Annotated in this window: 32 protein-coding genes; 1 reads left to right on the plus strand and 31 read right to left on the minus strand. The window is 65.3% G+C overall.

Features of this window, described 5'->3' with window-relative positions:
- Positions 1–615 (plus strand): hypothetical protein (locus D7Y13_RS22825; protein WP_244222368.1); only part of this gene is annotated, 615 nt, incomplete at its 5' end.
- Positions 616–739: 124 nt separating this feature from the next.
- Here D7Y13_RS22825 and rplQ read toward each other — a convergent pair.
- From rplQ to D7Y13_RS22980, 31 genes are all read right to left on the minus strand, one after another.
- On the minus strand, positions 740–1,156 hold the full coding sequence (gene rplQ / locus D7Y13_RS22830; RefSeq protein WP_120532350.1) for a 50S ribosomal protein L17: 417 nt from the start codon (positions 1,154–1,156) through the stop codon (positions 740–742).
- A 195-nt stretch (positions 1,157–1,351) separates the two neighbouring features.
- Positions 1,352–2,374 carry a DNA-directed RNA polymerase subunit alpha gene (locus tag D7Y13_RS22835; RefSeq protein WP_120532351.1) on the minus strand — a complete coding sequence of 341 codons (1,023 nt, stop codon included), beginning with the start codon at positions 2,372–2,374 and terminating at the stop codon, positions 1,352–1,354.
- Positions 2,375–2,578: 204 nt separating this feature from the next.
- The gene (rpsD, locus tag D7Y13_RS22840) at positions 2,579–3,205 is read right to left on the minus strand and encodes a 30S ribosomal protein S4 (protein WP_120532352.1); all 627 of its coding nucleotides are present in this window, start codon (positions 3,203–3,205) and stop codon (positions 2,579–2,581) included.
- Between the two features lie 66 nt (positions 3,206–3,271).
- A complete protein-coding gene (rpsK, locus tag D7Y13_RS22845; protein ID WP_120532353.1) occupies positions 3,272–3,712 on the minus strand; it encodes a 30S ribosomal protein S11 in 441 nt (146 codons plus the stop codon).
- Between the two features lie 73 nt (positions 3,713–3,785).
- Complete coding sequence (rpsM, locus tag D7Y13_RS22850) at positions 3,786–4,169, minus strand: 30S ribosomal protein S13 (RefSeq protein WP_120532354.1); 384 nt, start codon at positions 4,167–4,169, stop codon at positions 3,786–3,788.
- Positions 4,170–4,224: 55 nt separating this feature from the next.
- Complete coding sequence (gene rpmJ, locus D7Y13_RS22855; protein WP_002633586.1) at positions 4,225–4,341, minus strand: 50S ribosomal protein L36; 117 nt, start codon at positions 4,339–4,341, stop codon at positions 4,225–4,227.
- 67 nt (positions 4,342–4,408) lie between these two features.
- Positions 4,409–4,627 carry a translation initiation factor IF-1 gene (gene infA, locus D7Y13_RS22860; RefSeq protein WP_002614803.1) on the minus strand — a complete coding sequence of 73 codons (219 nt, stop codon included), beginning with the start codon at positions 4,625–4,627 and terminating at the stop codon, positions 4,409–4,411.
- 156 nt (positions 4,628–4,783) lie between these two features.
- On the minus strand, positions 4,784–5,536 hold the full coding sequence (gene map, locus D7Y13_RS22865) for a type I methionyl aminopeptidase (protein ID WP_199732670.1): 753 nt from the start codon (positions 5,534–5,536) through the stop codon (positions 4,784–4,786).
- Positions 5,537–5,636: 100 nt separating this feature from the next.
- Positions 5,637–6,287: an adenylate kinase gene (locus D7Y13_RS22870; protein ID WP_120532355.1), complete on the minus strand. Its 651-nt coding sequence runs from the start codon at positions 6,285–6,287 to the stop codon at positions 5,637–5,639.
- A 90-nt stretch (positions 6,288–6,377) separates the two neighbouring features.
- Positions 6,378–7,724: a preprotein translocase subunit SecY gene (gene secY, locus D7Y13_RS22875; protein WP_120532356.1), complete on the minus strand. Its 1,347-nt coding sequence runs from the start codon at positions 7,722–7,724 to the stop codon at positions 6,378–6,380.
- 131 nt (positions 7,725–7,855) lie between these two features.
- Positions 7,856–8,383 (minus strand): 50S ribosomal protein L15, encoded by a 528-nt coding sequence (gene rplO, locus D7Y13_RS22880; protein ID WP_120532357.1) that lies wholly within the window; start codon positions 8,381–8,383, stop codon positions 7,856–7,858.
- Between the two features lie 17 nt (positions 8,384–8,400).
- Entirely contained in the window at positions 8,401–8,670 is a 270-nt protein-coding gene (rpmD, locus tag D7Y13_RS22885) for a 50S ribosomal protein L30 (RefSeq protein WP_120532358.1), read from the minus strand.
- Positions 8,671–8,672: 2 nt separating this feature from the next.
- Positions 8,673–9,194, minus strand: coding sequence for a 30S ribosomal protein S5 (gene rpsE / locus D7Y13_RS22890; protein ID WP_014395877.1), 522 nt, complete (start codon positions 9,192–9,194; stop codon positions 8,673–8,675).
- A gap of 22 nt (positions 9,195–9,216) precedes the next feature.
- Positions 9,217–9,570, minus strand: coding sequence for a 50S ribosomal protein L18 (rplR, locus tag D7Y13_RS22895; RefSeq protein WP_120532359.1), 354 nt, complete (start codon positions 9,568–9,570; stop codon positions 9,217–9,219).
- Positions 9,571–9,678: 108 nt separating this feature from the next.
- Positions 9,679–10,245, minus strand: coding sequence for a 50S ribosomal protein L6 (rplF, locus tag D7Y13_RS22900; RefSeq protein ID WP_120532360.1), 567 nt, complete (start codon positions 10,243–10,245; stop codon positions 9,679–9,681).
- A 64-nt stretch (positions 10,246–10,309) separates the two neighbouring features.
- Complete coding sequence (rpsH, locus tag D7Y13_RS22905) at positions 10,310–10,708, minus strand: 30S ribosomal protein S8 (RefSeq protein ID WP_120532361.1); 399 nt, start codon at positions 10,706–10,708, stop codon at positions 10,310–10,312.
- Between the two features lie 166 nt (positions 10,709–10,874).
- Positions 10,875–11,060: a type Z 30S ribosomal protein S14 gene (locus D7Y13_RS22910; RefSeq protein WP_014395873.1), complete on the minus strand. Its 186-nt coding sequence runs from the start codon at positions 11,058–11,060 to the stop codon at positions 10,875–10,877.
- Positions 11,061–11,086: 26 nt separating this feature from the next.
- Entirely contained in the window at positions 11,087–11,743 is a 657-nt protein-coding gene (gene rplE, locus D7Y13_RS22915) for a 50S ribosomal protein L5 (RefSeq protein WP_120532362.1), read from the minus strand.
- A 176-nt stretch (positions 11,744–11,919) separates the two neighbouring features.
- Positions 11,920–12,249, minus strand: coding sequence for a 50S ribosomal protein L24 (rplX, locus tag D7Y13_RS22920; RefSeq protein ID WP_120532363.1), 330 nt, complete (start codon positions 12,247–12,249; stop codon positions 11,920–11,922).
- Positions 12,250–12,291: 42 nt separating this feature from the next.
- Positions 12,292–12,660: a 50S ribosomal protein L14 gene (gene rplN / locus D7Y13_RS22925; protein ID WP_014395870.1), complete on the minus strand. Its 369-nt coding sequence runs from the start codon at positions 12,658–12,660 to the stop codon at positions 12,292–12,294.
- A 65-nt stretch (positions 12,661–12,725) separates the two neighbouring features.
- Positions 12,726–13,052, minus strand: coding sequence for a 30S ribosomal protein S17 (gene rpsQ / locus D7Y13_RS22930; protein WP_199732669.1), 327 nt, complete (start codon positions 13,050–13,052; stop codon positions 12,726–12,728).
- Between the two features lie 85 nt (positions 13,053–13,137).
- Positions 13,138–13,344: a 50S ribosomal protein L29 gene (rpmC, locus tag D7Y13_RS22935; RefSeq protein ID WP_120532365.1), complete on the minus strand. Its 207-nt coding sequence runs from the start codon at positions 13,342–13,344 to the stop codon at positions 13,138–13,140.
- A 69-nt stretch (positions 13,345–13,413) separates the two neighbouring features.
- On the minus strand, positions 13,414–13,833 hold the full coding sequence (gene rplP / locus D7Y13_RS22940) for a 50S ribosomal protein L16 (RefSeq protein WP_120532366.1): 420 nt from the start codon (positions 13,831–13,833) through the stop codon (positions 13,414–13,416).
- A 63-nt stretch (positions 13,834–13,896) separates the two neighbouring features.
- Positions 13,897–14,559, minus strand: coding sequence for a 30S ribosomal protein S3 (gene rpsC, locus D7Y13_RS22945; RefSeq protein ID WP_120532367.1), 663 nt, complete (start codon positions 14,557–14,559; stop codon positions 13,897–13,899).
- A gap of 41 nt (positions 14,560–14,600) precedes the next feature.
- Entirely contained in the window at positions 14,601–14,945 is a 345-nt protein-coding gene (gene rplV / locus D7Y13_RS22950; RefSeq protein WP_120532368.1) for a 50S ribosomal protein L22, read from the minus strand.
- A 35-nt stretch (positions 14,946–14,980) separates the two neighbouring features.
- On the minus strand, positions 14,981–15,268 hold the full coding sequence (gene rpsS / locus D7Y13_RS22955; RefSeq protein WP_014395864.1) for a 30S ribosomal protein S19: 288 nt from the start codon (positions 15,266–15,268) through the stop codon (positions 14,981–14,983).
- A gap of 13 nt (positions 15,269–15,281) precedes the next feature.
- Entirely contained in the window at positions 15,282–16,127 is an 846-nt protein-coding gene (gene rplB / locus D7Y13_RS22960; RefSeq protein ID WP_120532369.1) for a 50S ribosomal protein L2, read from the minus strand.
- A 40-nt stretch (positions 16,128–16,167) separates the two neighbouring features.
- The gene (locus D7Y13_RS22965; RefSeq protein ID WP_120532370.1) at positions 16,168–16,461 is read right to left on the minus strand and encodes a 50S ribosomal protein L23; all 294 of its coding nucleotides are present in this window, start codon (positions 16,459–16,461) and stop codon (positions 16,168–16,170) included.
- Positions 16,458–17,081, minus strand: a complete 624-nt coding sequence (gene rplD / locus D7Y13_RS22970; RefSeq protein WP_120532371.1) for a 50S ribosomal protein L4 — start codon at positions 17,079–17,081, stop codon at positions 16,458–16,460. The genes D7Y13_RS22965 and rplD overlap by 4 nt, the downstream gene beginning before the upstream one ends.
- A gap of 51 nt (positions 17,082–17,132) precedes the next feature.
- The gene (gene rpsJ / locus D7Y13_RS22975; RefSeq protein WP_002633608.1) at positions 17,133–17,441 is read right to left on the minus strand and encodes a 30S ribosomal protein S10; all 309 of its coding nucleotides are present in this window, start codon (positions 17,439–17,441) and stop codon (positions 17,133–17,135) included.
- Between the two features lie 193 nt (positions 17,442–17,634).
- Positions 17,635–17,969, minus strand: a 335-nt coding sequence (locus D7Y13_RS22980) for an EF-Tu C-terminal domain-related protein (RefSeq protein ID WP_500683181.1), incomplete at its 5' end; no start/stop codon positions are given.

Here is a 17,969-nt window from a genome sequence, read left to right on the forward strand (position 1 = left end):
CGGACGGCATCCCCCTCCGGCACCCAGCCGCCCCGCGCGCCCACCAGCTCCGGCATGCGCGCCGTGAGCGCCGCGCGCGTGGAGCCCCTGGAGAAGCAGAAGGCGGAAGGCCCGCTGGGCAAGCGCGTCGCCTCCGAGGCCTCCAACGTCGTCCTCAACGGCTTCTCCATCTTCAAGGAGCAGCTGGCGGACTTCCGCGCGAGCGACCGCTTCTTCAAGTACAAGGCCGGCATCGTCGCCGGCTGGGTGATGCTGTCCGTGGCCAGCTTCGCCATCGCCTGTCCGGGCCGCTCCGTGGAGACGGGCGACATGGACGCGCGCCTGGTGCTCAGCGACAAGCTGGACCGGCCCTCCGTCACCATCTGGAACGAGAGCAAGGACGTCTGGCGCGAGGTCACCATCACCGTGAACGAGCAGTACCGGGCAGCGGTGGCGGAGGTGCAGCCCGGGGCGTTCGTCACCATCACGCCGCGCCAGCTCCTGGGCGCGGGCGGCACCACCGCGCCGGCGGACCTGCGCTTCCAGTCCTTGAAGATGCGGAGCGCGGACGACAACGCCGACCTCACCGAGGACCTGAAGATTGAATGGGAGCGCCTGCGCGCGCCGAAGAAGTAGCCGGCCCCGCCTTCCCGCCTGGAAACACGAAGGGCGCCCTCCCAAGCCGGGAAGGCGCCCTTTGTGCTGTCTCAAGCCCGGCCGGGCCTCCCTCTCAGGAGAGACCCGGACACGGGACGGGGCGCTAGCCCTCGGACTTCGTCTCGGCGGGAGCTTCGGTCTCGGCGGCGGCCGGGGCCTTCGCGGGCCGGTCCACCAGCTCGATGAGGGCCATCTCCGCGGCATCGCCCCGGCGGAAGCCCAGGCGGATGATGCGGGTGTAGCCACCCGGACGGGAGGCGTAACGCTCCTTGTACTCGCCGAACACCTTCTGGAGGACCACGCGGTCCTTCACGGTGCGCGCAGCGAGGCGCACGTTGGACAGACCGCCACGCTTGGCGAGCGTGATGATGCGCTCCGCCAGCGGCCGGACTTCCTTCGCCTTGGGAACGGTGGTGCGGATGGCACCGTGCTCCAGCAGCGACGTGACCATGTTGTTGAGCATCGCGAGCCGGTGGCTCGTGGTGCGGTGCAGCTTCCTTTGTCCGACCTTGTGGCGCATGCGCGTGCTCCGGGGCCTCTTCTGGAGAACCCCACCACTCCGGCCGTATCAGGTACCGGGTGGGAAGGACGGCCCCGACACCAGGGACGTCCGTTGAATCGGGCCCTGTGTACCAGGGCCCCCTGCCCCGCGCCACCGTGAAGCCGTGTCGGTGGGATGCGGGACAGGTGCTGCGACGACGGGAAACGACGAAGCCTAGGCCTTGGGCGCCGCGGGAGCCGGCGCGTTCTTCGGCGGCCAGTTCTCCAGCTTCATGCCCAGCGAAAGACCCATCTCCGCGAGGATCTCCTTGATCTCCTTCAAGGACTTGCGGCCGAAGTTCTTCGTCTTGAGCATCTCCGCCTCGGTGCGCTGGACCAGGTCACCGATGGACTTGATGTTCGCCTGCTGCAGGCAGTTGGCAGAACGCACCGACAGCTCCAGCTCGTCCACCGAGCGGAACAGGTTCTCGTTGAGCTTCGCCTCTTCCTTGGGCGCCTCGGCGACGACCGGCTCCTCGGTCTCGTCGAAGTTCACGAACACCGTGAGCTGCTCCTTGATGATCTTCGCCGCGTAGGCCACCGCGTCCTGCGGCACCACGGAGCCGTCCGTCCACACCTCGAGCGACAGCTTGTCGAAGTCCGTGACCTGACCGACGCGCGCGTTGGTGACCTGGTAGTTCACCTTGCGGATGGGCGAGAACAGCGAGTCGATGGGGATGGTCCCGATGGGCGCGCCCGCCACCTTGTTGGTGGACGCGGCGACGTAGCCACGGCCCCGGCGGCACGTCAGCTCCATGCGCACCTTGCCACCCTCGGACACGGTGCAGATGTGGTGACCCGGGTTGAGGATCTCCACGTCCTGGTCCGCGATGAGGTCGCCCGCCTTCACTTCCTTGGGCCCTTCCACCTCGATGCGCAGCGTCTTCGACTCGTTCGTGTGCATCCGGAGGAGGACCTCCTTCAGGTTCAACACGACGTCGGTGACGTCCTCGGCCACCTCGGGGATGGTCGTGAACTCATGGTCCACGCCTTCAATCTTCACGGACGTGATGGCCGCGCCCTGCAGCGACGACAGCAGCACCCGCCGCAGCGAGTTGCCCAGCGTTGTTCCGAAGCCACGCTCCAGCGGCTCCGCCACGAACTTCCCGTACGTGGGGCTCAGCGAGTCCTGGTCCACTTCCATGCGGCGCGGCTTGATGAGGTCACGCCAGTTCTTCGCGACAAACGTATCGGCCATGGGGACTGCTCCTCGGGTCGTGCGCCATCACCAACATCCCCGCCGGAGTGACGGGAGGACGGGCACGCGGGGACTGCGTAACACCTTCACCCGGCGCGCGCAGGACGCGCGCATTCCGGACGATCCAAAGCAACAACGCCCCGGCCTCGTCGGCCAGGGCGTCCACTGCGGGAGGGGCCCGTTGAAGCGGGCCCGACACCCAGACTACTTCGAGTACAACTCGACGATGAGCTGCTCCTGGATGGGCATCGTCAGGTCTTCACGGTTCGGAACCGTCTTCACCGTGCCCTTGAACGCCTTCTTGTCCAGGTCGATCCACTGCGGCGTGCCACGGCGGTCCACCGTCTCCAGCGCCTCGGAGATGCGCAGCACCTTGCGGCTCTTCTCCAGCACTTCCACGGTGCTGCCCGGCTTCACGGAGAACGACGGGATGTTCACCCGGCGGCCGTTGACCTGGAAGTGACCGTGACGCACCAGCTGGCGCGCCTCGTTGCGCGTGTCCGCGAAGCCCATGCGGAACACCACGTTGTCCAGGCGCAGCTCCAGCTGCTGCAACAGGTTCTCACCCGTCTTGCCCTTGGCCGCGGACGCGCGGTGGTAGTACCCGCGGAACTGGTTCTCGAGCAGGCCGTACATGCGCTTGACCTTCTGCTTCTCGCGCAGCTGCACGCCGTAGCCGGAGAACTTCACGCGGCCCTGGCCGTGCTGACCGGGGGGATAGGGGCGGCGCTCGATGGCGCACTTGTCCGTGTAGCAACGGTCGCCCTTCAGGTACATCTTCAGGTTCTCACGCCGGCAGATACGGCAGGCGCTCGCGGTGTAACGGGCCACGGAAATTCTCCTTGCAGATGGTCTGGAGCCGGCTCGCGAGAACGCGAGCCTGGCCCGAAGCGGTGATTAGACGCGGCGGCGCTTGGGCTGACGGCAGCCGTTGTGCGGGATGGGCGTCACGTCGCGGATGAGGCTGATCTTCAGGCCGGCGGCGGCCAGCGCGCGCAGCGCCGACTCACGGCCCGCGCCCGGACCCTTCACGAACACCGTCACGGTCTTGAGGCCGTGCTCCATCGCCTTCGCCGCGGCGTCGCCAGCGGCAACCTGCGCCGCGAACGGCGTGGACTTGCGGCTGCCCTTGAAGCCGCGCGCACCGGCCGACGACCAGGAGATCACGTTCCCGGACACGTCCGTGATCGTGATGATGGTGTTGTTGAACGTGGACTGAATGTGGACCACGCCGTTGAGGATGTTCTTCTTGCCCTTGCGCTTGTTCTTCTTCGCCGCAGGGGCCTCGCCGCCCTCGGCACCGGCCGGCGCGGCGGCGGTATTGATCTCGTCAGCCATGTGAATCGCTGCTCCTGGGAGTAGGTGATCAACGCCCGCGCCTCACGAAAGGAGGCAGCGGGCGCCAGAGGGTTTAGCGGGCCGGAGCGGCCGGCTTCGCGCGAACGATGCCGCGCTTGGGACCCTTGCGGGTGCGCGCGTTGGTGTGGGTGCGCTGGCCACGGACCGGAAGACCCTTGCGGTGACGCAGACCCCGGTAGCATCCCAGGTCCATGAGCCGCTTGATGTTCATGGTCACCTCACGCCGGAGGTCGCCCTCGACCTTGTAGCTGGCTTCGATGATCTCGCGGATCTTTCGAGCCTGCTCTTCGGTGAGGTCCTTGGTCCGTGTGGTGAGATCGATGCCCGCCGCTTCGATGATGTCGTGCGCGGTCTTGTTACCGATCCCGTAGATGTACTGGAGCGAGATCACCGCGCGCTTGTTGGGCGGCAGATCGATGCCGGCGATACGAGCCATCTTCGGTCTTCCTTGTTGTGGAGTTGGTCTGAGGCCAACAGTCCCTGTGGGACTGTTAGCCCTGGCGCTGCTTGTGCCGGGGGTTGGAAGCGCAGATGACGCGCACGATGCCCTTGCGGCGGACAACCTTGCACTTGTCGCAGATCTTCTTGACGGACGCCCGAACCTTCATTGGAGCGAACTTCCTTCCTTCAACGGAGAAAACACAACAGCCGGTCCGCACAAGCGGCCGGCGACAATTACTTGGCCCGGTACGTGATGCGTCCGCGGGTCAGGTCATACGGAGACAACTCGACCTTCACCTTGTCGCCCGGAAGGATGCGGATGAAGTGCATCCGCATCTTGCCCGAGATGTGCGCGAGCACCTTGTGGCCATTGTCCAGCACCACGCGGAACATCGCGTTCGGTAGGGGTTCCATGACGGTCCCCTCGACTTCGATGGAATCATCCTTCGGCAAGCGTCAACCTTCTTCCCGGACCACGAACCTTCTGGAAGCGCGGCGGGATAACACTTTGGTCCGTAAGTAGCAAGCACCGCGCGATTCGAAACTGGGACCTCTATCAACACCCTCTGACATCACCCTATTTCACCCCGGGTCTGGGGGCATGCAGGATCAGCGGGTCAGCACTTCCGGACCCCGCTCTGAAATGAGGATGGTGTGCTCGAAGTGGGCGGACAACTTCCCATCCACCGTGACGGCCGTCCAGTCGTCCTCCAGGACCGCCACGTCGGCCGTTCCCTGGTTCACCATCGGCTCCACAGCCAGGACCATGCCCGGCCGCAGCTTCATTCCCGACCCCGCCTGCCCGTAGTTGGGCACCTGCGGCGGCTCGTGGAGCTTCCGACCGATACCGTGACCCACGAAGTCCCGCACCACCGAAAAACCCCGGGCTTCCACGTGGCTCTGCACCGCGTGCCCGATGTCGCCAATCCGATTGCCTACCTGCATCACCTGGATGGCCTTCTCCAGGGACTGCCGGGTGGCATCCACCAGGGCCTTGGCCTCGGGCGCTACCTTCCCCACCGCCACCGTCCGCGCCGAGTCCCCGAAGAAGCCCCGGTACACCACCCCGAAGTCCAGCTTCAACAGGTCCCCGGCCACCAGCCTGCGCTTCCGGTTGGGGATGCCATGGACCACCTCCTGGTTCACGGAGGCGCAGAGGACGCCCGGAAAGCCGTGGTAGCCCTTGAACGCCGGCTTGGCGCCCTTCTTGGCGATCAGCTGCTCGGCCAGGGCATCAAGCTCCCAGGTGGAGACACCGGGCGCCACGGCCTTCTCCAGTTCGTCCAGGATTTCACGGACGATCCGCCCTGCTTCCCGCATCAGGGCGATTTCGGCAGGGCTCTTGATCTCCATCGGGATCATGCGCCTTCTTCCCTACGGGCGTGCTGCCTACTGGAACCCGTGGGCGCTGGAGCGACAGTCCGGACCTTCCTGGCCCACCGCCCCACTGCCTGGCAGCTGCTCAGGAAGGACGACCTGCCGCCTTCTTGATCTCCTCGTAGATGCCCTCGGGAGACCCGACGCCATCCACGCTCTTGAGCAGGCCCTTCTTCGCGTAGAAGTCCTTCAAGGGAGAGGTCTCCGCGTCGTACTTCCGCAGACGCCGCTCGATGACCTCGGGCGTGTCGTCCTCTCGCTGGACGAGCTCCGAGCTGCACTTGTCACAGAGGCCCGCGCGCTTCGGCGGGTTCTGGGTGACGTGGTACACGGACCCGTCATTGGGGCACACGCGCCGGCCGGAGCCGCGCTCGACGAGCGTGGAGTGAGGAACCTCCAGGGACACGACCGCGTTCAGCTGGCGGCCCAGCCGCTCCAGCATCCGGTCCAGGGCATCCGCCTGCCCTGGGGTGCGCGGGAAGCCGTCGAGCACGAAGCCCTTGGCCACGTCCGGCTCCTTCAGCCGCTCCTCCACGATGCCGATAACGACATCGTCCGGCACGTACTGGCCCGCGGCCATCAGGGGTCCGGCGACCTTGCCCAGCGCCGTACCATCCTTCACGGCCTTGCGCAGGATGTCCCCGGTGGAGATCTGCGGGATGTGGAAGTCCGCATAGAGCTTCTTCGCCTGGGTTCCCTTCCCGGCGTTCGGCGGCCCCAACAGGATGAGGTTCATGTCGCTCCTTTGCACCAGCGTCCATCCTTGAACGACGAGGCGCCCCTCCCCACCACTGGAGAGAGGCGCCTGGAACACAACCGCCAACCGTCAGGCCGCCACGCGAACCCGACCACGGATGCGCGGACCGCGCGGACCCGCGAAGCCTTCGTAGTTACGGCTGATGAGGTGACCCTCGATCTGCTGCACCGTGTCCAGCGCCACACCCACCACGATGAGGAGGGCCGTGCCGCCGAACGTGAACCGCACGCCCAGCACGCTGCTGATGACGGACGGAATCACGCAGATGATGGCCAGGTAGATGGCGCCACCGAACGTAAGCCGGTTGAGCACGCGCTCGATGAATTCCGCCGTCTGGCGTCCCGGGCGGATGCCGGGGATGTAGCCGCCCTGCTTCTTGATGTTGTCCGCCACGTCATCCGGCCGGAAGGTGAGCGCCGTGTAGAAGTAGGAGAAGAACACCACCAGCAGCACGAACAGGCCGTTGTACACCCAGAGGTTGCCTTCGATGCTGCGCTGGAAGCCCTGCAGGAAGGGGAACCACGCACCCAGCGTCGCGGGGAATGACAGCACCGCGCCGGCGAAGATGGGGGGAATCACGCCCGAGGCGTTCACCTTCATGGGGAAGTACGTTGCCTGCCCCGCGAACATCCGCCGACCCGCCATGCGCTTGGCGTACTGGATGGGCACCCGCCGCATGCCCCGCTCCACGTACACCACCACGCCGATGATGAGCAGCATGAAGAACAACAGGCCCAGCACCGCCGCGATGTTGACTACTTCCTGCGTCGTCAGGTCCAACAGCTGCTTCGCGCCGGGCAGCACCCGCGCCACGATGCCGGCGAAGATGATGAGGGAGATGCCGTTGCCGATGCCGCGCTCGGTGATGCGCTCGCCCAGCCACATGATGAAGGCCGTGCCCGCCGTGAGGCTGACGACCGTCATGAAGGTGAACCAGAGGTTGTCGTTGGGCACTACGACCTGGTTGAAGCCACTCTGCCCGGCGTCGGAGCGACCCAGCGAGGCGAGCCACCGCGAGATGCCCACGCCCTGCACGACGGACAGCACGATGCTGCCGTAGCGCGTGTACTGGTTGATCTTCTGCCGACCCGCGGCGCCTTCCTTCTGGAGCCGCTCCAGACTGGGCACGACGACCGCCAGCAGCTGGATGATGATGGAGGCGCTGACGTACGGCATGATGCCCAGACCGAAGATGGACATCTGCTCCAGCGCGCCGCCGGAGAACAGGTTGAACAGCGACACCAGGCCGCCCTGTTGCTTCTGGGCGTCCATGAACGCGTTCATCGCGGAGCGGTCCACGCCCGGCGTGTTGATGAAGATGCCGATGCGATAGACGGACAGCAGCACGAGCGTGTACGCAAGCCGGCTGCGCAGCTCCGCGATGCGGAAGACATTGGCGAAGGCGTTCAGGGCCACGGGAAAGCCATCCTCTTCAAGAGGTTCTGCCAGCAACAACAAACGCCCCTCTCCGGTTCCGGAAAGGGGCGCGGAAGCCTACACAAGGCTGAAGACGCGCACCACATCACAGTGATGCGCGCCCGTCACGCCTACGCCCGGGGCTGGCGAGGGGCCTTGACGCCCTTGCCGGAGTGGGCCTTGGCGGCCGACTCAGGCTTGTGCGCCACCAGCGGCAGCTCTTCAACGGAGCCACCGGCCTTCTCGATGTTCTCGCGAGCCGCCGCGGACACCTTGTTCACGCGCACGGTGAGCTTCTTTGCGAGCTCTCCGTGGGCCAGAACCTTCACGCCATCATAACGGCCCTTGACCAGGCCCGCCTTCTTCAGAGCGGCCTCGTCCACCGTCGTGCCAGCGTCGAACACGTGCTCCAGGTCACCCAGGTTCACCACCGCGTACACGGTGCGATTGGGCGGGTTGAAGCCGAACTTCGGCAGGCGGCGCTGCAGCGGGCTCTGACCGCCTTCGAAGCCTTCGAACCGCATGTTACCGGAGCGGGCCTTCTGGCCCTTGCCACCGCGGCCTGCCGTCTTGCCGAGGCCGCTACCCTGGCCGCGACCGACGCGCTTCTTGCGGTGCCAGGAGCCCTCGGGACGCTTCAGGTTTGTCAGGATGCTCATGATTGGATCCTCGTTCCTCAGGCCTTGGCCTTGGCGGCCAGGCGCTCCAGGGCGCGGTCCCGGGCGACAATCTTCCGGGGCTTGCGGCGCTTGGGCGCCGGGGCCTCCTGGCTGACCGTCTCCAGGGAGACCAGGTGCTTCACCTTGAACACCATGCCGCGCACCGCCGGGGTGTCCTTCAACAGCCGCTCGTCACCGAACTTCTTCAGACCGAGGCCCTTGATGGTGGCCAGCATGTCCTCGGAAGAACCCGAGAAGCTCTTCGTCAGCTTAACCTTGAGCGCCATGACTAGCCCCTCGCCTCGCCCGCGAGCTTCTGGGTTTCGACGTCCTTGCCACGCAGCCGCGCGACCTGCTCCGCGCTGCGCAGCAGCTTCAGGCCCGCCACCGTGGCCTTCAGCACGTTGTGCGGATTCCGCGAACCCTGGCTCTTCGTCAGGATGTTGCGGATGCCCGCCGCCTCGAGGACCGCGCGAACCGCGCCGCCGGCGATGACGCCCGTACCTTCGCTGGCCGGCTTCAGGAGGACCCAGCCGGCACCGAAGTGCCCCAGGATCTCGTGCGGGATGGTGTGACCCATGCGCGGAACGCGGAACAGGTTCTTCTTCGCGTTCTCGCCGCCCTTGCGGATGGCCTCGGGGACTTCGTTGGCCTTGCCCAGGCCCACGCCCACGTGCCCGTTGCCATCGCCCACCACGACGAGCGCGGCGAACGAGAACCGACGGCCACCCTTCACCACCTTGGCCACGCGGTTGATGTTCACCACGCGGTCGGTCAGGTCCAGATCGTTCGGATTGATCGGAGTTGCCACTTGAGGAATTCCTTTCTGGTACCTAGAACTTCAGGCCGGCTTCGCGCGCGGCGTCGGCCACGGCAGCGATGCGCCCATGGTAGGGGAAGCCGTTGCGGTCGAAAACCACCGCGTCGACGTTGGCGGCCTTGCACTTCTCCGCGATGAGGGAGCCCACCCGCTTGGCGTCCGACTTCTTGTCGCCCTCGTCCTTGCCCTTCAGCTCCTTGGACAGGGACGAAGCATACGCCAACGTGCGGCCGGTGGAGTCATCCACCACCTGCGCGTAGATGTGCTTGAGGCTCTTGTACACCGTAAGCCGCGGGCGCTCGGTGGTACCCGAGAGCTTCTTGCGGATGCGGTTCTTCCTCTTGAGACGCTGATCGACCTTGGACATGGCTGCTTCCTTTTCCGTCCGGCGGCGATGCGGCCTTCCGCCGCCGGATGATTCCGCCAGGCCCCAGGGCCCGGCAGGGTTGAACTATTGGCGAAGACGGGACGAGGACTACGTCGTACCGGTCTTGCCCTCCTTGCGACGGATGCGCTCCTCGGCGTACTTGATGCCCTTGCCCTTATAGGGCTCCGGCGGACGCAGCGAGCGGATGTTGACCGCCGTGGCGCCCAAGGCTTCCTTGTCCGCAGAGCGGAGCGTGAGCCCCACCGTGGGAAGGCTGTCCTCGGTACGCGAAGCCTTGTCGACCTCGGCCGTCACGCCTTCCGGGAGGTTGAAGACCACCGGGTGGGAGTAGCCGAGCGAGAAGTGGATCGCCTTGCCCTTCACTTCCGCGCGGAAACCGACGCCGCGGATGTCGAGGCGCTTCTCGAAGCCCGTCGACACACCCTTCGCCGCGTTGGCGAGGATGGTGCGCGTCAGGCCGTGCAGGCTGCGGGCCTCGCGAGAATCGTCCTCGCGCTGCACCGTCACCTGGCCGTCCTTGACCTCCACCTTCACCTTGGCGGGGAGCTTGACGGACAGCTTGCCCTTGGGGCCTTCGAAGTTGACCTGCTGGTTGGCGACATTGACCTTCGTCTTGTCGCCAAGCTTGATCGCCAGTTTTCCAATCCGACTCATGATTGCCTCGTGCTGGGGTCGCCTGGGGCGCGCTCCTCGCGGGGCGCTACGCCCAGACTCCTGGCTAGTAGACCTTGCAGAGCAACTCGCCGCCGACCTTCTGCTTCCGGGCCTCGGTGTCCACCAGGATGCCGCGCGACGTGGAGAGGATGGAAATGCCCATGCCTCCCAGCACCTGCGGGATCTCGCGGACCGTCACGTAGCGGCGCAGACCGGGCTTCGACACGCGGTGGATGCCGGTGATGGCCGGGCTGCGGTCCGGGCCATACTTCAGCTGGACGGAGATCTCGCTCTGCGGCGCGAGCTCGTGGATGGTGAAGTCACCGATGTAGCCCTCGTCCTTGAGGACCTTGATGACTTCGACCTTGAGCTTCGAGTGGGGGATGACGACCTTGTCGTGCCGCGCGCGCGAGGCATTGCGCAGGCGGGTCAGCATGTCGCCAACGGGATCATTGACCGGCATGAAACACCTTCCGAAGCGGCGTCCCCTTCAGGGCGACCCCGCGATCGCAACCACCACGCCTGCCGGGCCCATCCCGGGGGTTCGCGGTGACTGCCACTGCACTTCTTCTTCAGCGGTGCACCACCCTACCCTCTTCAGGGCAGGGTTGGCACCACGAGTCCAACGTCTACCAGGACGACTTGGTGACGCCGGTGATCTCGCCACGCAGCGCACGGTGGCGCAGGCAGATACGGCACATCTTGAACTTGCGCAGGAAAGCGCGAGGACGACCGCAGAGACCGCAGCGGTTGTACTGACGCACGGGGAACTTCAGCTTGCGCTTCGCCTGGGCAATCTTGGAGAGCTTGGCCATGATCGATGGGAGTCCTGAACTCGGTCCTACTGACGGAACGGCATGCCGAAGTGACGCATCAGCGCCAGTCCCTGCTCGTCGTTCGGGGCGGTGGTGACGAAGCTGATGTTGAGCCCCTTCACCTTCTCGATCTGATCGTAGTTGATTTCCGGGAAGATGATCTGCTCGCGCACTCCGAGCGTGTAGTTGCCCTTCCCGTCGAAGGCCTTCGGGGACACGCCCTTGAAGTCACGCACGCGCGGCAGCGCGACGGAGATCAGACGGTCCATGAACTCGAACATGCGGTCGCCGCGCAGCGTGACCGCGGCGCCGATGGCCTGGCCCTGGCGCAGCTTGAAGTTCGCGATGGACTTGCGCGCACGCGTCACGACCGGCTTCTGGCCGGTGATGGCGGCAAGCTGGTCCACCGCCGACTCCAGGATCTTGTTGTTGGCGAGCGCCTCGCCCAGACCCATGTTGACGACGATCTTCTCCAGCCGCGGCACTTCCATGGGGTTGTTGAGCCCCAGTTCCTTCATCAGCGACGGAACGCCTTCCTTGCGGAAGCGGTCCTTCAGACGCGCCGAGCGGGCCTTCAGGCCCTCCTCGATGTTCGCGGCGAAGCCGACCTTCTTGGCTTCTTCCTTGCGTCCGCGCTTCTTTTCCTTCTTGTCCTTCGGTTCGGCCTTCTTCTCGTCAGCCATTTTTCAGTCCTCTGCTTCGGAACGCCGTTCTGAACCCAGCGCGCCCGATCAGTCCTTCTTCTGGAACCTGGAAACACCTGGAGGGCTCAACAATTTCAGCCCTCCAGACGTGCACGCCCGCCTGCCCCACCGGGAGGTGGGGCAAGGGGCGCGCATACATGCCCGAACACGGACCCCTAGTCAATCAGGGCGTCACACTGCTTGCAGAACCGCTTGGAGGCTTCTCCCTCCTTGCGGATGCCGACGCGGGTCGGCTTGTCACACTTGGCGCACACCACCTGGACGTTCGAGAGCGCGATGGTACCCGGCTTCTCGATGATGCCGCCCTCGGGGCTCTGCGGCGTCTTGCGCATGTGGCGCTTGACCAGGCGCAGGCCTTCGACCGTCACGCGGCCCGCCTCCCGGTCGACCTTCAGCACCTTGCCGCGCTTCGTCGCCGGCGTCTTCTCCGAGCGCTCGGACCCGGAGATGACCTGGATCGTGTCACCGACTTTCAGCTTCTGCATGGCTTCCTCACTCTGGCTGTTCGCCGTCCGGCCTGCGTCCTCTTAGAGGACCTCGGGCGCCAGCGAGATGATCTTCATGAACTTACGGGCACGCAGCTCACGGGCGACCGGCCCAAAGATGCGTGTCCCGATGGGCTCCAGGTCCTTGTTGATGAGGACCGCCGAGTTGCCGTCGAACTTGATGTAGCTGCCATCCGCACGACCCACCTCGCGACGGGTGCGGACGATGACGGCCTTGGCCACGTCACCCTTCTTCACCTTGGAGTTGGGCAGCGCCTCGCGGATCGACACGACAATCACGTCGCCGATGGAGGCGTACTTGCGCTTGGAGCCGCCGAGAACCTTGATGCAAAACACCTTCTTGGCGCCCGAGTTGTCGGCCACATCGAGCACACTCTGCATCTGAATCATGTGAAGTCTCCTCTTGCTCGAACCAGGTCGCCCGCTTCATAGCGTGCGAACCCGGTGTGGCCTACCTAGACGTTCTTGCTCTTCTCCAACACCTCGACCACGCGCCAACGCTTGTCCTTCGAAGCGGGCTTGGTCTCGGCGATGCGCACCCGGTCACCCTCGTTGATGGTGATCTTCTTCGGGTAGTCGTGATCCTCGACGTGCGCCTTGTACTTCTCGCGCAGGCTCATGATCTTCCCGTACTTCGGGTGGGGAGCGCGGCGCTGGACGGTGACGACCACCGTCTTCTGCATCTTGTTGGAGGTGACGATGCCCACGCGGGTCTTGGGACGACCCCGGGTGGAGGTCTCGGCAGCGGGCGTTTCGGTCGCTTCAGCCATGTTGGTTCTCACAGTCTGTCATGCACCCGGGCCCTCTGCCCGGATGGCCGCGGGCGTCCGGGTGAGCCCGGACGCCGTCGCGGATGCACTGCTACAACTACCCCGCCTTCGCGGCCCGGGCCTTCTCGCCCAGGACGGTGAGGATGCGGGCCAGATCCCGGCGATGCTGCACGCCCTCTGCAGGGCTGTCCAGCGAGCCGGTCCGGCGCTTCAGTCGATCCTGGACCAGCGTGTCGCGCAGTTCCTTCGCGCGATTCTGCAGGTCGTCCGTCGACAGGTCCTTCAGTTCCTTCGCAGTCGCCATCTTGTCTCCTTGGCGCGGTCGCGGGCGCCCTCCCCTGCTCCGGGGTGGGACGCCCGCCGCGGTGCGTGACTACAGCGAGAGCTCGCTGCGGCGCACGATCTTGGTGAGCACCGGCAGCTTCGCCTGCGCCAGCTTCAGCGCCCCGGTGGCGATCTCCGACGTCATGCCCTCCATCTCATAGAGGACGCGACCCGGCTTCACCACCGCGACGTAGTACTCCACGCCACCCTTACCGGTACCCATTCGGGTCTCGGCGGGCTTCTTCGTGACGGGCTTGTCCGGGAAGATCCGGATCCAGATCTTGCCGCCGCGCTTCACGTGGCGGGTCATCGCGATACGGGCCGCCTCGATCTGCCGCGAGGTGATCCAACCCGGCTGGAGGCTCACCAGGCCGAACTCACCATAGGTGAGGTCGCTGCCCCGGTGGGCCGAGCCGAACATGCGGCCCTTCTGCATCTTTCGGTATTTGGTTCGAGCAGGCTGAAGCATCGTCGCTGTCCTTCGTGCCTCACGGGCAGGGCGGGTCTTTCAACCCACCCCGCTGGGGGCGTCTTACCGGTTGGTGGGCAGGGGGGCCTGGCCGCCCTTGCCCGGGAGGACCTCGCCCTTGCAGATCCAGACCTTGCAGCCAATCTTGCCGTAGGTCGTCTTGGCCTCGGCGAAGCCGAAGTCGATGTCCGCACGAAGGGTGTGCAGGGGCACGCGGCCCTCGCGATACCACTCGTAGCGCGCCATCTCGGCGCCACCCAGGCGACCCGAGCAGGCGATGCGGATGCCCTTGGCCCCGAACTTCATCGCCGTCTGCAACGCCTTCTTCATGGCGCGGCGGAAGGCAATGCGGCGCTCGAGCTGCGTGGCGATGTTCTCCGCCACGAGCTGCGCGTCCGTCTCGGCCTTGCGGACCTCGACGATGTTCAGGAAGACCTCGTTCTTGGTGAACTGCTGCAGGTCCTTCTTGACGGTCTCGATGCCCGCGCCGCGCTTGCCGATGACGATACCCGGCCGAGCGGTGTGGACGTTGACCTTCACCTTGTTGGCGGCGCGCTCAATCTCCACCTTGGAGACGCCCGCGTGATTCAGTGACTTCTTCACGAACTCGCGGATGCGAATGTCCTCGTGGAGCCACTGGGCGTAGTTCTTGTGCTCGAACCACTTGGAGTCCCAGGTCTTGATGACGCCGAGCCGGAACCCGATCGGATGTACTTTCTGTCCCAAACTGATTCTCCTTGGTGCGTCCGGGCAGGGCCCGACGGGTCCTACTTCTTGGCGTCTGCCAACACGACGTGGACGTGGGCGGACTTCTTCTGGATGGGCGTCGCGCGCCCCATGGCGCGCGGCATGAACCGGCGCTGGGTGGCGGCCTGATCCACTGAGATGGTCTTGACGTAGAGGGTATCCACGTCGACCTGCCCCTTGGACAGATCCGTCGCGTTGGCGACGGCGCTCTTGATGAGCTTCTCCACCGGCCGCGCAGCAGCGCGCGGGGTGAACTTCAGGATGTTCAGGGCGGCCTCAACAGGCTTGCCCCGGATGAGCGCCGCGACGAGGGACAGCTTGCGCGGGCTCATGCGCAGGTGACGCAGATGTGCAGTCGACTCCATGGTCATCTCCTCAGGCTCTCAGGCGAACGAACGGGCTACTTGCCCGGGGCCTTGGCGACCTTCTTCTCCGCCGAGTGGCCACCGAAGGTACGCGTCGGGGCGAACTCGCCGAGCTTGTGGCCCACCATGTTCTCCGTGACGAACACCGGAATGAACTTCTTGCCGTTATGCACGGCGAAGGTGTGACCCACGAACTCAGGGAGAATCGTGGAGCGCCGGGACCAGGTCTTGACGACCGCCTTCTTGTTCGCCGCGATCATCCCCTCGATCTTCTTGAGGAGGTGATCATCGACGAACGGACCCTTCTTGATCGAACGAGCCATGTTTCAAATCCTCTTACTGGCTGCGCGCGCCCTGACGGCGGCCGCTCACGATGAATTTGTCGGTGCGCTTGTTGGTGCGCGTGGTGAGGCCCTTGGTCTTCTTGCCCCACGGAGACACCGGGTGCGGATTACCCTGGCCGGACTTGCCTTCGCCACCACCGTGCGGGTGGTCAACGGGGTTCATCGCCAGACCGCGGACGGTGGGACGGATGCCCAGCCAGCGGCTCTTACCCGCCTTGCCGATGCGAATGATTTCGTGCTCGATGTTGCCCACCTGGCCCACGGTGGCGCGGCACTCGATAAGCACCTTGCGCACAGCGCCCGACGGCATGCGGACCTGGGCGTAGCGCTCTTCCTTCGCCATCAGCTGGCCGGAAGTGCCCGCGGAGCGGATGACCTGGGCGCCACGGCCCGGCTTCAGCTCCACGTTGTGGATGACAGTGCCCACCGGGATGTTCTGCAACGGGAGGCTGTTGCCAGGCCGGATGTCGGAAGAGGCGCCGGCGAAGACGGTGTCGCCCACGCTCAGGCCGACGGGGGCCAGGATGTAGCGCTTCTCGCCGTCCGCGTAGTGCAGGAGGGCGATGTTCGCGGTGCGGTTCGGGTCGTACTCGACAGCGACGACCTTGGCCGGCACGCCGTCCTTGTCCCGACGCTTGAAGTCGATGGTGCGGTAACGACGCTTGTGACCGCCACCCTGGTGACGACGGGTGATGTGCCCGTGAACGTTGCGGCCACCCGAGCGCTTCAGCGGCTCGGTGAGGGCCTTCTCGGGCGAGTCCTTGGTGATGTCCGCGAAGTCGGACACCGTCATCAGACGGCGGGCGGCGCTGGTCGGCTTGTACTTCTTGATGCCCATGGTGTGTTCCTCGTCTCAGGCTGATCTGTCGCCAGTGGCGTCAGACCGCCCCCCCTTCGAAGAGTTCGATCTTGTCACCTTCCTTGAGGGTGACGACCGCCTTCTTGAAGTTGGGGCGCTGGCCGATGCTCTTGCCCACCCGCTTGGTCTTGCCGCGCACGATGTTGGTGTTGACACCCTCGACCGTGACCTTGAACAGGGCCTGCACCGCGCGGGACACGTCGTGCTTCGTGGCCTTGCGGTCCACGATGAACGAGTACTGGCGGAACTTCTCGCGGGCCTTGTCCAGCTTCTCCGTGATGAGCGGCCCCTTGATGACGTCGTTCAGATTCATGACAGGGACCCCTCAAGCGCCTTCGCGGCCGCGGAAGTCAGGACGAGGTGCGAGTGCTTGAGAACGGACTCGAGGTTGAGACCCTCGGGCGGCAGCACGTCGAACTTCGCCAGGTTGCGCACGCTGCGGTGCAGGTTGGTGTTGCCGCGCTCGTCGATGACCAGCGCGTTCTGGAGCTTCAGACGGCGGGTGAGGACCTCGAAGGCCTGCTTGGACTTCGGGGCATCCAGCTTGAAACCGTCCAGGATGATGAGCTGCTTCTCCTTGGCGCGCAGCGACAGGACGGCGCGCAGCGCCCCCCGACGAACCTTGCGCGGCGGACGGTAGAAGTAGTCACGCGCCTTGGGGGCCATCGCCTTGCCGCCGCCCACCCAGTGGGAAGCGCGGATAGAACCCTGACGGGCCCGGCCGGTGCCCTTCTGCTTCCAGGGCTTCTTGCCGCCGCCGCTGACGAGCGAGGTGTTCTTCACCCCGACCGTACCCCGGCGCCGGTTGATCTGCTGCATCTTCGCCACCTCGTAGAACAGGTGGGTGTTCTGCTCGGCACCGAAGATGTCGTCGGAGAGTTCGATCTCCGAAACCTTCTTCAAATCCAGGTCGACTACGTCAAACTTCGCCATGGCACTTTCCTCGGGGGTCAGAGTGAAACCACTCCGACGCCATCCCGCTTCCTAGGACTTGATCTCGACGTCAACGCCGGCAGACAGATCCAGCTTCATCAGCGCATCCAGCGTCTGCTGGGTCGGCTCAAGGATATCGAGCAGGCGCTTGTGCGTGCGGATCTCGAACTGCTCGCGGCTCTTCTTGTCCACGTGCGGCGACCGCAGCACGGTGAACTTGTTGATGCGCGTCGGCAGGGGGATCGGACCGGCCACCTTGGCGCCCGTGCGCTTGGCCGTCTCGACGATCTCCCCAGCACTCTGGTCCAGGAGCTTCGAGTCGTACGCCTTCAACCGGATGCGGATCTTCTGTGTCGCCATTCGAAAGAACCTCTTTGAACGACCTCTGAACCGAGAGGCGGTACGCCCGTCAACGCCTGGATTTCAGAGAACCGTTTCTTCGGAACGAAGGGGCGCGGTGTGTACCACCACACCCCGTGGGTTGCAACTGGATTCCCACCTGCCCTCCGGGAGCGCCCTTTAGGGCCTTCCGGAGAGCCTGGTGGCCTGAGTGCTACGCGATGATTTCCGCCACGACGCCCGCGCCCACCGTGCGGCCGCCCTCACGAACGGCGAACCGCAGCTCCTTCTCCATCGCCACCGGGGTGATGAGCTCCACCTCGATCGCGATGTTGTCGCCCGGCATCACCATCTCGACGTTGTCCGGCAGCTTCACCGTTCCCGTCACGTCCGTCGTGCGGAAGTAGAACTGGGGGCGGTAACCCTTGAAGAACGGGGTGTGGCGCCCACCCTCTTCCTTCGACAGCACGTAGATCTGCGCCTTGAACTTGGTGTGCGGCGTGATGGAGCCCGGCTTCGCCAGCACCTGGCCACGCTCCATGTCCTCGC

This window comes from Corallococcus praedator, assembly GCF_003612125.1.
Classification (GTDB): domain Bacteria; phylum Myxococcota; class Myxococcia; order Myxococcales; family Myxococcaceae; genus Corallococcus; species Corallococcus praedator.

What these genes read in the sequence shown, in the direction of transcription:
- rplN (WP_014395870.1), bottom strand. Translation starts at nt 12,660, where the DNA reads ATGATTCAGATGCAGAGTGTGCTCGATGTGGCCGACAACTCGGGCGCC.
- D7Y13_RS22910 (WP_014395873.1), bottom strand. Translation starts at nt 11,060, where the DNA reads ATGGCCAAGCTCTCCAAGATTGCCCAGGCGAAGCGCAAGCTGAAGTTC.
- rplE (WP_120532362.1), bottom strand. Translation starts at nt 11,743, where the DNA reads ATGGCTGACGAGAAGAAGGCCGAACCGAAGGACAAGAAGGAAAAGAAG.
- rpsJ (WP_002633608.1), bottom strand. Translation starts at nt 17,441, where the DNA reads ATGGCGACACAGAAGATCCGCATCCGGTTGAAGGCGTACGACTCGAAG.
- map (WP_199732670.1), bottom strand. Translation starts at nt 5,536, where the DNA reads ATGATCCCGATGGAGATCAAGAGCCCTGCCGAAATCGCCCTGATGCGG.
- D7Y13_RS22965 (WP_120532370.1), bottom strand. Translation starts at nt 16,461, where the DNA reads ATGAATCTGAACGACGTCATCAAGGGGCCGCTCATCACGGAGAAGCTG.
- rplX (WP_120532363.1), bottom strand. Translation starts at nt 12,249, where the DNA reads ATGCAGAAGCTGAAAGTCGGTGACACGATCCAGGTCATCTCCGGGTCC.
- rpsK (WP_120532353.1), bottom strand. Translation starts at nt 3,712, where the DNA reads ATGGCTGACGAGATCAATACCGCCGCCGCGCCGGCCGGTGCCGAGGGC.
- rpmC (WP_120532365.1), bottom strand. Translation starts at nt 13,344, where the DNA reads ATGGCGACTGCGAAGGAACTGAAGGACCTGTCGACGGACGACCTGCAG.
- rplQ (WP_120532350.1), bottom strand. Translation starts at nt 1,156, where the DNA reads ATGCGCCACAAGGTCGGACAAAGGAAGCTGCACCGCACCACGAGCCAC.
- rpsM (WP_120532354.1), bottom strand. Translation starts at nt 4,169, where the DNA reads ATGGCTCGTATCGCCGGCATCGATCTGCCGCCCAACAAGCGCGCGGTG.
- rplO (WP_120532357.1), bottom strand. Translation starts at nt 8,383, where the DNA reads ATGAGCATCCTGACAAACCTGAAGCGTCCCGAGGGCTCCTGGCACCGC.
- rplD (WP_120532371.1), bottom strand. Translation starts at nt 17,081, where the DNA reads ATGGCGAAGTTTGACGTAGTCGACCTGGATTTGAAGAAGGTTTCGGAG.
- rplF (WP_120532360.1), bottom strand. Translation starts at nt 10,245, where the DNA reads ATGAGTCGGATTGGAAAACTGGCGATCAAGCTTGGCGACAAGACGAAG.
- rpsH (WP_120532361.1), bottom strand. Translation starts at nt 10,708, where the DNA reads ATGCCGGTCAATGATCCCGTTGGCGACATGCTGACCCGCCTGCGCAAT.
- rpmJ (WP_002633586.1), bottom strand. Translation starts at nt 4,341, where the DNA reads ATGAAGGTTCGGGCGTCCGTCAAGAAGATCTGCGACAAGTGCAAGGTT.
- rplP (WP_120532366.1), bottom strand. Translation starts at nt 13,833, where the DNA reads ATGCTTCAGCCTGCTCGAACCAAATACCGAAAGATGCAGAAGGGCCGC.
- D7Y13_RS22835 (WP_120532351.1), bottom strand. Translation starts at nt 2,374, where the DNA reads ATGGCCGATACGTTTGTCGCGAAGAACTGGCGTGACCTCATCAAGCCG.
- rplV (WP_120532368.1), bottom strand. Translation starts at nt 14,945, where the DNA reads ATGGAGTCGACTGCACATCTGCGTCACCTGCGCATGAGCCCGCGCAAG.
- rpsS (WP_014395864.1), bottom strand. Translation starts at nt 15,268, where the DNA reads ATGGCTCGTTCGATCAAGAAGGGTCCGTTCGTCGATGATCACCTCCTC.
- rpmD (WP_120532358.1), bottom strand. Translation starts at nt 8,670, where the DNA reads ATGGCGCTCAAGGTTAAGCTGACGAAGAGCTTCTCGGGTTCTTCCGAG.
- D7Y13_RS22870 (WP_120532355.1), bottom strand. Translation starts at nt 6,287, where the DNA reads ATGAACCTCATCCTGTTGGGGCCGCCGAACGCCGGGAAGGGAACCCAG.
- rplB (WP_120532369.1), bottom strand. Translation starts at nt 16,127, where the DNA reads ATGGGCATCAAGAAGTACAAGCCGACCAGCGCCGCCCGCCGTCTGATG.
- rplR (WP_120532359.1), bottom strand. Translation starts at nt 9,570, where the DNA reads ATGTCCAAGGTCGATCAGCGTCTCAAGAGGAAGAACCGCATCCGCAAG.